The 11,837-nt window shown below is 68.5% G+C and carries 12 protein-coding genes; 8 read left to right on the top strand and 4 right to left on the bottom strand.

Annotation, left to right across the window (positions count from 1 at the left end; genetic code table 11):
• Positions 1–23 precede the first annotated feature (23 nt).
• The 3 genes from OD997_RS13525 to OD997_RS13515 all read right to left on the bottom strand — a co-directional run bounded on the left by OD997_RS13525 (position 24) and on the right by OD997_RS13515 (position 3,828).
• Complete coding sequence (locus tag OD997_RS13525; protein WP_434332031.1) at positions 24–1,052, bottom strand: ABC transporter permease; 1,029 nt, start codon at positions 1,050–1,052, stop codon at positions 24–26.
• Positions 1,052–2,356, bottom strand: coding sequence for a quaternary amine ABC transporter ATP-binding protein (locus tag OD997_RS13520; protein ID WP_434332030.1), 1,305 nt, complete (start codon positions 2,354–2,356; stop codon positions 1,052–1,054). The genes OD997_RS13525 and OD997_RS13520 overlap by 1 nt, the downstream gene beginning before the upstream one ends.
• A gap of 356 nt (positions 2,357–2,712) precedes the next feature.
• Positions 2,713–3,828, bottom strand: a complete 1,116-nt coding sequence (locus OD997_RS13515; protein WP_434332029.1) for a class I SAM-dependent methyltransferase — start codon at positions 3,826–3,828, stop codon at positions 2,713–2,715.
• A gap of 61 nt (positions 3,829–3,889) precedes the next feature.
• Between OD997_RS13515 and OD997_RS13510 the strand changes: the two genes are divergently transcribed.
• From OD997_RS13510 to OD997_RS13480, 7 genes are all read left to right on the top strand, one after another.
• Positions 3,890–4,546 carry a TetR/AcrR family transcriptional regulator gene (locus OD997_RS13510; RefSeq protein ID WP_434332028.1) on the top strand — a complete coding sequence of 219 codons (657 nt, stop codon included), beginning with the start codon at positions 3,890–3,892 and terminating at the stop codon, positions 4,544–4,546.
• The gene (locus OD997_RS13505) at positions 4,543–5,598 is read left to right on the top strand and encodes an ABC transporter ATP-binding protein (RefSeq protein ID WP_434332027.1); all 1,056 of its coding nucleotides are present in this window, start codon (positions 4,543–4,545) and stop codon (positions 5,596–5,598) included. The genes OD997_RS13510 and OD997_RS13505 overlap by 4 nt, the downstream gene beginning before the upstream one ends.
• Positions 5,595–6,395, top strand: coding sequence for an ABC transporter permease subunit (locus OD997_RS13500; protein WP_434332026.1), 801 nt, complete (start codon positions 5,595–5,597; stop codon positions 6,393–6,395). The genes OD997_RS13505 and OD997_RS13500 overlap by 4 nt, the downstream gene beginning before the upstream one ends.
• Positions 6,396–6,517: 122 nt before the next feature.
• On the top strand, positions 6,518–6,925 hold the full coding sequence (locus OD997_RS13495) for a GntR family transcriptional regulator (RefSeq protein ID WP_434332025.1): 408 nt from the start codon (positions 6,518–6,520) through the stop codon (positions 6,923–6,925).
• Entirely contained in the window at positions 6,922–7,839 is a 918-nt protein-coding gene (locus OD997_RS13490) for an ABC transporter ATP-binding protein (RefSeq protein ID WP_434332024.1), read from the top strand. The genes OD997_RS13495 and OD997_RS13490 overlap by 4 nt, the downstream gene beginning before the upstream one ends.
• Positions 7,839–8,525, top strand: coding sequence for a hypothetical protein (locus OD997_RS13485; protein ID WP_434332023.1), 687 nt, complete (start codon positions 7,839–7,841; stop codon positions 8,523–8,525). Before OD997_RS13490 ends, OD997_RS13485 begins: the two co-directional genes overlap by 1 nt.
• Positions 8,526–8,679: 154 nt before the next feature.
• Positions 8,680–9,819 (top strand): FUSC family protein, encoded by a 1,140-nt coding sequence (locus OD997_RS13480; RefSeq protein ID WP_434332022.1) that lies wholly within the window; start codon positions 8,680–8,682, stop codon positions 9,817–9,819.
• A gap of 3 nt (positions 9,820–9,822) precedes the next feature.
• On the opposite strand, the gene OD997_RS13475 is transcribed toward OD997_RS13480, so the two are convergent.
• The gene (locus tag OD997_RS13475; RefSeq protein WP_434332021.1) at positions 9,823–10,404 is read right to left on the bottom strand and encodes a helix-turn-helix domain-containing protein; all 582 of its coding nucleotides are present in this window, start codon (positions 10,402–10,404) and stop codon (positions 9,823–9,825) included.
• A gap of 75 nt (positions 10,405–10,479) precedes the next feature.
• Here OD997_RS13475 and OD997_RS13470 point away from each other — a divergent pair, with 75 nt between their 5' ends.
• Complete coding sequence (locus tag OD997_RS13470) at positions 10,480–11,787, top strand: MFS transporter (RefSeq protein ID WP_434332020.1); 1,308 nt, start codon at positions 10,480–10,482, stop codon at positions 11,785–11,787.
• The last annotated feature ends 50 nt before the right edge of the window (positions 11,788–11,837 follow it).

Here is an 11,837-nt window from a genome sequence, read left to right as displayed (position 1 = left end):
CTGTTCTCTTGCGGAGGGATGAGTCAGTGCACGCCGCCGCCGACGGCGGTGCGACGCGGGGAGGCCTTCTCGCGCTCGGCCGCGTCTGCGGCTGCCTTCGAGTCGGCCGCCTCGGCCGACACGGAAGCGGATGCTGACGCCGTCGACTCCGCCTCAGCGGATGCCGCCTCGAGGCGCTTCTGCGTCCGACGACGCGCGAGCATGCCCAGCAGCGACGATCGGTTGCTGCCGAGGTCGCCCAGGGCCGCGGTGACGCGGTCGAGGAAGACGGCAATGAGCACGACGCCCAATCCCGCCTCGACGCCCTTGGCGATGTTGATGGTCGAGATCGCCTCGACGACGATCTTTCCGAGGCCGTCTGCGCCCGCCATTCCGGCGATGACCGCCATCGACAGGGCAAGCATGATGACCTGGTTGACGCCGGCGAGGATCGTCGGCATCGCGAGCGGAAGCTGGATGCCGCGCAGGATCTGACCCGGCTTCGCGCCGAATGCCTGACCGGCCTCGACGGTCTCGGAGTCGACTCCGCGGATGCCGAGCTCGGTCAGTCGCACGCCCGGAGGCAGCGCGAAGATCACGGTCGCGACGAGGCCGGGCACGACACCGATGCTGAAGAACACGATCGCCGGGATCAGGTAGACGAACGCCGGCATGGTCTGCATGAAGTCGAGCACGGGCTTGAGCACCGCGCGCACGGTGGCGTTTCGGGCAGACCAGATGCCGAGCGGCACGGCGATCAGCACGGCGATCACCGCGGCGACGAGCACGAGGGCGAGCGTCTGCATCGCCGGAACCCAGAGGCCCATGGCCACGATGAGGCCGAACGAGATGATCGTGCCGATCGCGAGCTGCCAGGAGCGCACGAGCCACGCGATGAACGCGGCGATCAGGATGATGACGACGAAGTGCGGGCTGAGCAGGGCGCGGGTGAGACCGTCGACGAGGAAGCTGACCACGAACGAGATGACGTCGAGCAGCCCGTCGAGGTTTGTCTTGATCCAGTCGACTCCTGTGGCCACCCAGCTGCCGAGGGGAATGCGGAAACCATCCATCAGCGCACCTCCTCTGTCGTTCCGGCGACCGGCTGCGCGTCAGCCGTCCATCCGTCATCGAGCACTGCGTCGATCTCGGCCTGCGGCATCGGGAGAAGCGGCAGGGTGAGCTCGCCGGTGGCTCCGGGTCCCGGACCCAGGGCTGCGAGCAGGGTGATGCGCGGGATCACCCCGACGAGGCGCCCCTCGGCATCGACCACTGCCAGCGGCAGCGGCGACTCGACCGAAGGGATGAAGAGGTTCATCAGGACCTCGTCCTTGCTGACGCTCTGCGGCACGGGCTTGATGATCGACTTGAGAGTCGACACCCCCTGGCGCACGAGCTTGACGGCATCCCGGTCGGTGACGATTCCCAGCAGCTTGCGGTCGCGACCGGTCACGTACGTAGCCGACATGAACGCGTCGCGCATCTGGCGGAGCGCCGTGCGCGGGCCGGCGGTCTCGGCGACGACCGGACGAGGACGCTCCATGACGTTCGCGGCGGTGAGCACGCGGGCGCGGTCGACGTCCTGCACGAACTGCTCCACGTAGTCGTTGGCCGGGTCCGTGAGGATGTCCTCCGGCGTGCCGATCTGCACGATGCGGCCATCGCGCATCACGGCGATGCGGTCGCCGAGGAACATGGCCTCGTTGAGGTCGTGGGTGATGAAGACGATCGTCTTCTGCAGCTTCTCCTGCAGCTCGAGCAGCTGCTCCTGCATCTCGCGACGGATCAGCGGATCGAGGGCGCTGAACGCCTCGTCCATGAGCAGGATGTCGGAGTCGGCAGCCAACGCACGGGCGATGCCCACGCGCTGCTGCATGCCGCCGGAGAGCTCGGACGGAAGCTTGTCGGCCTGGCCCTCGAGACCCACCAGGGCGAGGATCTCTTCGGCCTTCTTCAGGCGGTCGTCCTTGCCTACGCCCTTGAGTTCGAGCGGGTAGGCGACGTTCGCGGCGACCGTGCGGTGCGGCAGCAGAGCGAAGTGCTGGAACACCATCGAGATGCGGTCGCGACGGATCTCCCGCAGACGCGACGACGGGATGCCCGTGATGGGGTCGCCATTCACGACGACGGATCCGTCGCTCGCCTCGTGCAGCCCGTTGAGCATACGGATGATGGTGGACTTGCCGGAGCCGGAGAGCCCCATGATCACGAAGATCTCACCCCGGTTGACCGTGAAACTGGCGTCGATGACGGCGGCGGTTCCTGAGTCGCTGACTGCGGATCTGCTCTCACCGGCCTTCAGTCGACGGACGGCACTGCTCGGATTCTTCCCGAACACCTTGTACAGATTGCGCGCTTCTAGAGCGATTTCGGACACGTTTCCCCTGCGGCTCGCCTTCGGGTGGCTGAGCCTGCTTCGGTTACGCCCGGGTGATCCTCCCGGCCGTTTCGACATGGTGCTGTGGCGGCGCGGACGGCGGATTTCGGATCCACCGCGATAGAGCATCGACCGTACGTCCACGCCTCTTCGCAGCACAGCACATTCGAAAGAAGGACGTGGTCGCGGACTGGTCTTCGGGCCGTCAGGCCCACCAACCAACGTAACGAAATGGCCGGTCAGGGGCAAATCCTTGGATTGCACCGGTATTCGGTTCCGTCGGCTGACCGGGGGATTGTGCGGGTTTCGGCCATGGTCGCGAGGCCGGGCGTGGCGCGGGCATCTCGGGTGGGGGATCAGCGGCGGATGCTGCGCGTCACCGTGAACTTCGGAGTGCGCCCGAGCTGCTCGGTGGCGCCGACGAGGCGCGTGAGTTCGGCGCGATATCCGAGCGACGAGTTGAAGACCGTGAAGAGCTCGCCGCCGGGACGGAGGATGCGGGCGGCCGCCTCGAACAGACGCGTCGCCGCCCCGGTGTGCACGCTGCTGCCGAGGTGGAAGGGCGGATTGAGCAGCACGACGTCGGCGCTGGCGTCGGCGAGCTCGGATGCGGCGTCGTCGTGCGTGACCGTGACCCGGTCGGCGACACCGTTCGCGGCCATGGTCGCGCGGGCCGAGGCCACGGCTGCGGCCGACCGGTCGGTGGCGATGACGCGCGCATCGGGGTGCGCGAGGGCGTAGAACGCGGCGAGCGCGCCGGTTCCGCAGCCCAGATCGACGACGATGGGGGTCGCGCTCGGCGGTCCTCCGCCGAGGCCGAGCACCTCGAGCAGCACCCGAGTGCCGATGTCGAGCTTGGCACCCGCGAACGCGCCGCCGTGGGCGGCCAGGGTCAGCCCGTCATGCTGTGCCATCACCGGGAAGGGCAGCTCAGCGGATACCGTCCGCGGCTCACTCGCGACGACCAGGCGGGACTTCCGTTCGGCCCGCTGCGCCTGGACCTGCGCGAAACCGTGTCCGAGCACCTCGTTCTGCGCGATGGTCATGTGCTTCACGCGGCCACCGGCGACGAGCACGACGTCGGGCGCGGCCCAGCGCGCCACGGCGTCCGTGATCTCCTCGAGCTCGGCGAGCGCCTTGGGCAGCTGCAGCAGCACGAGTCGCGCCCCGTCGAGCAGGGTCGCATCGAGCTCGTGCGACGAGAATCCGGCGAGCTCGAGCTCTTCGGCATTGCGTGCGAGCGCGCGCCGTCCCGTCGCGAGATCCTGGTGCACACGCACTCCGTCGAGGCCGGCAGAGGTCAGCGCCAGCGTGATCGCCCCGTACTCGTCGTCGATCACGGCGATCTCGCGCCCGTCGATCCCGAGCGACAGGGCGCGCTCGACGAGCAGCAGGTCGGTCGCGTCGTGTGCCTGCAGATTGTCGGCCTCGACATCGGGCCAGCGGCGCAGGCGACTGTAGGGGAGGTCCACGCCTCAAGACTACGAGCGGCGCCTCTTGACCGAGACTGAACAAGCGTTTAATGTGCTGTACATGCGTTCAGCTTCTGACGATCTCACCGCACGTGCCCGCATCCGCGACGCCGCGATCGGCGCCTTCGCCCGCGACGGATTCGACGCGACCAGCATGCGGACGATCGCCGCGCAGGCCGGCGTCAGCGCCGCGCTGATCGTGCACCATTTCGGCGACAAGAATGCACTCCGCACCGAGTGCGACGAACACGTGGTCAGCGTCTTCATCGACGAGGAGCACGACCTCATCGAGGCGCCGACCGGCGACCGCATCCGTGCCGCCCTTCACGATCTCGACCGCTACGGCACGTACGTCGACTACCTCTCGCGCATGCTCGTCGACGGCTCGCCCGCAGCAGACCGGCTGTTCGACAGCTTCCTGGAGAGCACCCGCAGCATGCTCGCCGAGCAGAGCAAGGCGGGGATGCTCGAGTCCCTGAGCGACCCCGAGATGACCACACTGCTCGTGACGCTGATGGGCCTCGGACCCGTCGTGATGCGCAGTCAGATCGCGCGCGCGCTGGGCACCGACCAGTTGAGCCCCGCAGGGCTGCTCCGCCTGACGCTGCCCACGCTCGAGCTGCTCACGCACGGCATCTACTCGACGACCGCGCTGCTCGACAGCGCCCGCGACGCACTCACGCCACAGGAAAACGCCTCGGAAGGAGACGAATCATGACCGACACGATCGAGATCGACCGTCTGCACAAGCGCTACGGCAGCCGCATCGCGCTGCACGAGCTCGACCTGCACGTGCGACCAGGCACGGTCTTCGGGCTCATCGGCCCGAACGGCGCCGGAAAGACGACCACGCTGCGCACACTGGTCGACATCATCCGACCGTCGTCGGGCAGCGTACGGATCCTCGGCGAAGACCCCCGTCACGGCGGTGCGGCACTGCGTCGACGCATCGGGTACGTGCCCGGCGAGCTTCACCTCGAAGGGCGATCGAGCGGCCACCGGATGCTCTCTTTCTACGCCCAGGTCTCGGGCAGCCGCGACGCGGCCGCCACCCTGCGCACCGGCCGCGATCTCGCCGATCGCCTCGGCCTCGACCTCTCGCGGCCCGTGCGCACGCTGTCGAAGGGCAACAAGCAGAAGGTCGGACTCATCCAGGCCTTCATGCATCGACCCGAGCTGCTGATCCTCGACGAACCCACCAGCGGCCTCGACCCCCTGGTGCAGCGCGAGTTCCTGCAGATGGTGCGCGAGGCGAAGGATGCGGGGCAGACCGTGCTGCTGAGCTCGCACGTGCTCAGCGAGATCCAGCAGACGGCCGACGAGGTCGCGGTGCTCGCGAACGGCCGGGTGGTCGCCGACGGCGACGTCGCCTCCCTGCGTCTGGGCTCGATCCGACGGGTGCGAGTCGAGCTCGCGACAGCGGATGCCGCGGCAGCCCGCGCCATCTTCGACCGAGTCCCGGGTCTCAGCGGCATCGACGCGAGCGACGCCGACGGCATCGTGCAGCTGTCCGGCACGATCGACGGCGCGATCGACCCGTTCATCAAGGCGCTCGCCCCGTTCGAGGTGCGCGATCTGACGGTCGAGGAGCCCGACCTCGAAGAGTCCGTGCTGCGGTTGTACGGGGAGTCGGCGGCATCCGCGAAGCTCCAGTCCCACGCCGGGACAGACGCCACCGCCTCGCCGACCCGGAGATCGCGACGCGACAGAAATGACCGACGCGACGGCAACGGCGGCTCACACGGCTCCGACGAGGAGGCCGGGCGATGAACGGCATCCTTCCGGTGTTCCGGCGCAATCTGCGCGAGTCGTGGCGGAGCCTCCTCGGGTGGACGGTCGGCCTCGCCGCCGTGCTGTTCCTGTATCTGCCGCTGTATCCGAGCATCGGGGGCAACGGGCAGATGCAGGACATCATCGATGCCCTTCCGAAGCAGCTCGTCGAGACCATCGGATACGACCAGATCTCCAGCGGCGCCGGGTACACGCAGAGCACGTTCTACGGGCTGATGGGCTTTCTGCTGCTCACGATCGCCGCGGTGCTCTGGGGGTCGGCGGCGATCGCCGGGGCGGAGGAGAGCGGACGAGCCGAGCTCGACCTCGCGCACGGCATCGGACGCGGTCAGTACGCGCTCGAGTCCGCGCTCGCCGTGCTCGTCCGCCTGCTCTGGCTCGGCGCGTTCTCGAGCGTCGTCGTCTGGGCGCTGAACGATTCCGCCGACCTCGGCCTCGAGGGCTGGCGCATCGTCGGCGCAGGCGCTGCGCTCACCGGACTCGCGTTCCTCACGGCATCCGCGGCTCTCCTCGCGGGAGCTGCGACGGGGCGCAGGATCTGGGCGACCGGGGTCGGGGCGGGAATCGCTGTGGTCGGGTACATCCTGCAGGCGCTCGCCAAGCAGTCGAAAGATCTCGACTGGCTGAACGCGCTCTCGCCCTACGCGTGGGTCTACCGGCAGTCGCCGCTCGCCGAGGGAGTCGATCCCGGCGGCCTCGCGCTCACCTGGGGCCTCGCGATCGCCTTCGTCGTCGCGTCGGCCCTCGCGTTCCGCGCCCGCGACCTGCGCGGCTGACGTCTCGGACGGGAGGGGCGGATGCCGCGGCGTCCGCCCCTCTTCGGTGTGCCTGTTGACAGGATCAAGGTTCAGTGGTTACCTAGTCGAGTAACTAACCCACTAACCACAGCGGAGGACTCGTGATCGAAGAAGGCAAGCCGCTCTTCCTCCAGATCGCCGAGCAGATCGAGGACTCGATCCTCGACGGCTCACTCCCGGAGGAATCACAGGCGCCCTCGACCAACGAGCTCGCCGGCTTCTACCGGATCAACCCCGCGACGGCTGCGAAGGGAGTCGCCATGCTCACCGACAAGGGAGTGCTGTACAAGCGCCGCGGCATCGGGATGTTCGTCGCCGCCGGGGCGAAGGATCTGCTCCTCGGCGAGCGCCGCGCCGCATTCGCCGACCGCTACATCGACCCGCTCCTCGCCGAGGCCCGCACGCTCGGGCTCGGCGCGGAGGACCTCGCCTCACTGCTCCGCGAACGGGCAGCGCAGGCAACACCGACAGCACAACCAGACCACACAGAAGGGAAGACCACCGCATGACCGCCGTCATCGAGGTCCAGAACCTCACCAAGCACTATAAGGAGAAGAACGCGCTCGACGACGTGTCGCTCAGCCTCGAGGGCGGCGCGATCTACGGACTCCTCGGCCGCAACGGCGCAGGCAAGACGACGCTCATGTCGATCCTCACCGCGCAGAACTTCGAGTCGTCCGGCACCGTGCGCGTCTTCGGCGAGCACCCGTACGAGAACGCGCGGGTCCTGAACCGGATCTGCTTCGTCCGCGAGAGCCAGAAGTATCCGGATGACGCCTACCCGCGTCACGCGTTCAAGGCGGCGAGCCTGTTCTTCCACAACTGGAACCAGGAACTGGCCGACGAGCTGATCGAGCAGTTCCAGCTGCCGATGAAGCAGACCATCAAGAAGCTCTCCCGCGGCCAGCTCTCGGCCGTCGGTGTGATCATCGGTCTCGCCTCCCGCGCCGAGCTCACCTTCTTCGACGAGCCGTACCTGGGTCTCGATGCGGTCGCCAGGCAGATCTTCTACGACCGCCTGCTCGAGGACTACGCCGAGCATCCGCGCACGATCGTGCTCTCGTCGCACCTGATCGACGAGGTCTCGAACCTCATCGAGAAGGTCATCGTGATCGACAACGGCAAGATCCTGCTCAACGAGGACACGGATGCCGTGCGCGACCGCGCCGTCACCGTGGTCGGCGATGCCGCCAAGGTCGATGCGTGGGCCTCCGGCCGCGAGGTCCTGCACCGCGAGGCGCTCGGCCGCGTGGCATCCGTCACCGTGCTCGGCGCGCTGTCCGCTGCCGAGCGCGCCGAGGTCACCGCATCCGATCTCGATCTCGCTCCTGTCTCACTGCAGCAGCTGATCGTCCGGCTCACCCAGAGGGCCGAGGCGGACTCCGCCACGAGAGGTTCCGATGTGAAGGAAGGGGTGCGCTGATGCGTCGCACACTCAACGTCATCCGGCTGCAGCTGATCAACCGCCAGACGTTCATCTGGGTGCCGCTGATCGTCCTCGGCTCGGCGACCGTGCTCTCGATCCTCATCTACGCGATGATCCCCGTCGACACCCCGAAGTACGGCGGTGGCGGCCAGGCGCCGCTCTGGTACTTCTTCGCCATCGGCATCTCGGCCATGACACTCACCTTCCCGTTCTCGCAGGCGATGAGCATCACCCGACGGGACTTCTTCTTCGGCACTCTGCTCACGGCCATCCTCGGCAGCGCGTTCATGGGCGTGCTGTTCCTGATCGGCGGCGCCATCGAGACGCTGACGAACGGGTACGGCGTCAACGGCTACGTGTTCTACCTGCCGTGGCTGTGGGAGGCCGGTCCGCTCGGTGCGTTCATCGTCTACTTCACCCTCGCGCTGTTCCTGTTCGTCGTCGGCTTCACCGGCGCGACGATCTACAAGAGCTGGGGGCCGACAGTGCTCACCATCGTCGGCGTCGGCCTCGCGCTGATCCTCGTGGGTCTCGCGTTCCTCGCGACCAGGCTCGACCTCTGGGTGCAGGTGTGGACCGGCATCCTCGATGCGGGTGCACTCGGACTCGCACTCTGGGGTCTCGTCGCCACCGTGGTGCTCGTCGGCGTCTCGTTCCTCGCGTTCCGCCGCGCGATTCCCTGATCCGGAGGGTCCTCGACGCCGGTCGCTCCTCTCCGGGCGGCCGGCGTCGTCGCGTCCCCGCGCGTTACCCGCCGCACGCACAGGACGCAACCCGGTGCGAGCACGGAGGCGCACCGGATAGCGTCGCCTGCGGGGAGGATGACGAAAGGATGCCGTGAGCACCATCACCACGCGACTTCGAGCGCGCCGCTCGGGGGCCGCGCTCGAGATCCGCGAAGCCGTGCATCCCGCTCGTCTCCTGCTCGTGGCGAAGACCACGCTCGCCGTCGGTCTGGCCTGGACGATCGCGCCGCACATGCCGGGCATCACCGACGAGTACCCCTACTACGCGCCGCTCGGCGCGCTTGTCAGCATGTACCCGACCCTCATGGGGTCGCTGCGTTCGGGATTGCAGACGCTGCTGGGTCTCGCCACCGGCATCGGGCTCGCCCTGCTCGTCGTGATGACGGTCGGCCCGACGTGGTGGACGATCCCCGCCGTGGTCGGGGTCGGCATGCTCATATCCGGCACCGGGTGGTTCGGCGCCGCCCGCGAGTACGTGCCGGTCGCCGCACTCTTCGTGCTGATCATCGGCGGCCAGAACGCCGACGACTACTCACTCGGGTATCTGGTGCAGATGGCGGTCGGCGTCGCCATCGGCCTCCTCGTCAACGTGGTGATCGCGCCCGCGCCGCTGACGCTCGCCGCGGCCGCACGGGTCGACGCGTTCCGTGAGCAGCTGAGCACGCACCTGCACGACATCGGCTCCGCCGTCTCGGAATCCTGGCCGCCCGCGCACGAGCAGTGGGCGAACGATGCGGCGTCGCTGGCCGACACGACCTCGGCCCTGCGAGAGGCGCTGGCCGACGCGGACGACAGCCGGCGCGGCAACGTCAGGGCGCGCGGCCGACGGGGCGAGACGCAGCACATCCATGCCGATCTGACGCGCCTCGATCGGGTCGCCCACCTCATCCGCGACATCTCCGATGAGATCGCCGACACCATCTGGGATCGGCCGGGCGCGATCGCGCTCGATCCCGCCCTGCCCGAGCCGCTGTCGGCCGCGTGCCATGCCGTCGCCGAGGTCATCGGTCAGGAGGATCCGCTGACCGCCGCAGACCACCGCGCCAGGGCCGAGGCGGCGCGGGCGATCCGCCTGCTGCTCGAGACGGTCGACGACCGCACCATAGACGTGCGCCGCTCGATGGGACCCGGCGTGCTCGCGGCCATGCATCTGCGCCGCATCCTGATCCTCAGCGGTCACCGCGAGGAGGACGAGGCGGATGGCTCCGATCCGGAGCCCGCAGGAGAGTAGCCGTCAGATCGTGTCGTCGGCGGCGAGGATGTCGATCTGCCATGAGCGCCCGGCCGGGTCGTCCTTGTCGTGGGCGTCGACCGCCTCGGTGACGACCTCCTGCACGCGCTCCATCACGGCTTCGAACTCGGCCTCGGTGAGGCGCACCATGCGCTGCGAGAAGTGGGCGCGCACCTCGGTCGCACGGCCCGAGAGGTATTCGGGAGTCCAGGCGATCACGCGGCTCAGCATGTCCTGATGGTCGTCGGCGACCGAGCGGACCATGGCGGTGCCCAGAGCTTCGTCCGGCACCGGATGCTCGGGCCCGCCGACATTGAACGATCCCCTGCGCGACTTCCAGACGCGGTCGCGGCGGTCCCTGGCATGCTCGGGGGCCTCTTCGATGAGTCCCGCATCGGCCAGGACCCGCAGGTGGAAGCTCGCGCTGTTGGCCGGCACGTCGAGGTCGGCGGCGACGTCGGCCGCACGCAGGTGCTCGCGACGGGAGAACAGACGGATCATCTGACGACGCAGCGGATGCGCGTATGCCTTCAGCATCGCCGACGTCATCCAGACCTGGTCCGCGTCTCTCTTCGCCTCCTCCATACCGAGAGTGTATCCGCACCGGAAGTTGCGCAATAAGTATTGCGCAACTGTTCTTGCGCAATTACGGTGAGTACCATGACGACCGTGACCGAGCCCCACCGTCTGTGGCGCAACACCCGATACCTGACCTGGCTCGTGAGCGACACGAGCAAGGGACTCGCGGCCGCCCTGTTCGCCTTCGCGATCCCCCTGCTCGCGCTCATCGTCACGAACGACCCCGCGCAGGCCGGCATCATCGGCGGTGCAGGCATGGTCGCCCGGCTCCTGCTCACGCTCGCCGGCGGCATCCTCGCCGATCGCCATCGGCGCATCCTCCTGATGCTGATCGGCTCGCTCATCGGCATCCTGCTCGCGGGGGCCTTCACCCTGCTGGCGCTCGGTGGCGCACTGACGTTCGCCACGCTCCTCATCGCCGACGTGCTGCTGGCCGCGCGCAGCGGCCTGTTCGACGTCGCCGGCGAGAGTGCGATCAAGGAGATCGTGCCCGACGACGCCATGGGCCGCGCGCAGGCCGCGAACCAGGGGCGCGATGCCGCTATCCAGCTCGCCGGCGGCCCCCTCGGCGGCCTGCTGCTCGGCGTCGGCGGCTGGCTCGTCGGAGCAGTCATGACCCTCTGCCACGCGGTCGCCACAGTGACGGCATGGATGCTGCAGCGCGAGATGCGCCGCGCCGGGATCCTCGACACGGGCGCGGATGCCGTCGCTGCGGGCACCGAAACGGAAGACGCCCGCGCGAAGACCAGCGCGTGGGCCGAGCTGCGCGAGGGTTTCACCTGGCTGCTCTCACGCCCCGATCTGGGCGGTGTGCTGCTCATCATCACGGTCATCAATCTGGGTTTCAATGCCGCGATCACGACCACGATCTACGCGCTGCAGCAGGACGGCTACTCCGAACTCCTCATCGGCTCTCTCAGCGCGGCCGTCGGCGCCGTCATGCTCGTGGGGGCGATCGTCGCGCCGACGCTCGTCCCCCGCATCCGCGCCGGTGTGATCGCGATCAGCGGGCTCTCGGTCGTGGCGATCGGCACGATCGTGCTCTCGATGGTCACCGAACCGTGGGCGATCGTGGTCGTGCTCGGAGCCTCGGTGCTGCTTCTTCCCGCGCTCAACGCAGGGATGATGGGCTACTTTATGGTCGCGACGCCGACGCAGCTGCTCGGCAGGGCGAACAGCGCGGCCGGCGTTCTCGGCATGGGTGCTCTGCCGCTCGCACCGCTGATCGCCGGCTTCGGACTCACCTGGATCGGCCGCGAATGGACGATCCTCGTCTGCGCGGCCCTCTGCATCGTCGCGGTCGCGCTCGCCCTGGGCAACCGCGCACTGCGAGCCCTGCCGATCGAGTCGCGCTGGGCCGAGCACGCGAAGCAGTACGAGAACGCCTGAGCCGCATTCCCCGTGATGTCCTGGTCTCCGCTCGGGGGCGGCCGCAGACG

Origin of the sequence: Microbacterium sp. CGR1 (assembly GCF_051062835.1) — a bacterium.
Taxonomy (GTDB): Bacteria; Actinomycetota; Actinomycetes; order Actinomycetales; family Microbacteriaceae; genus Microbacterium.
Note: the sequence above shows the minus strand (reverse complement) of the source record. Positions and strands in the feature narration are given on the sequence as shown.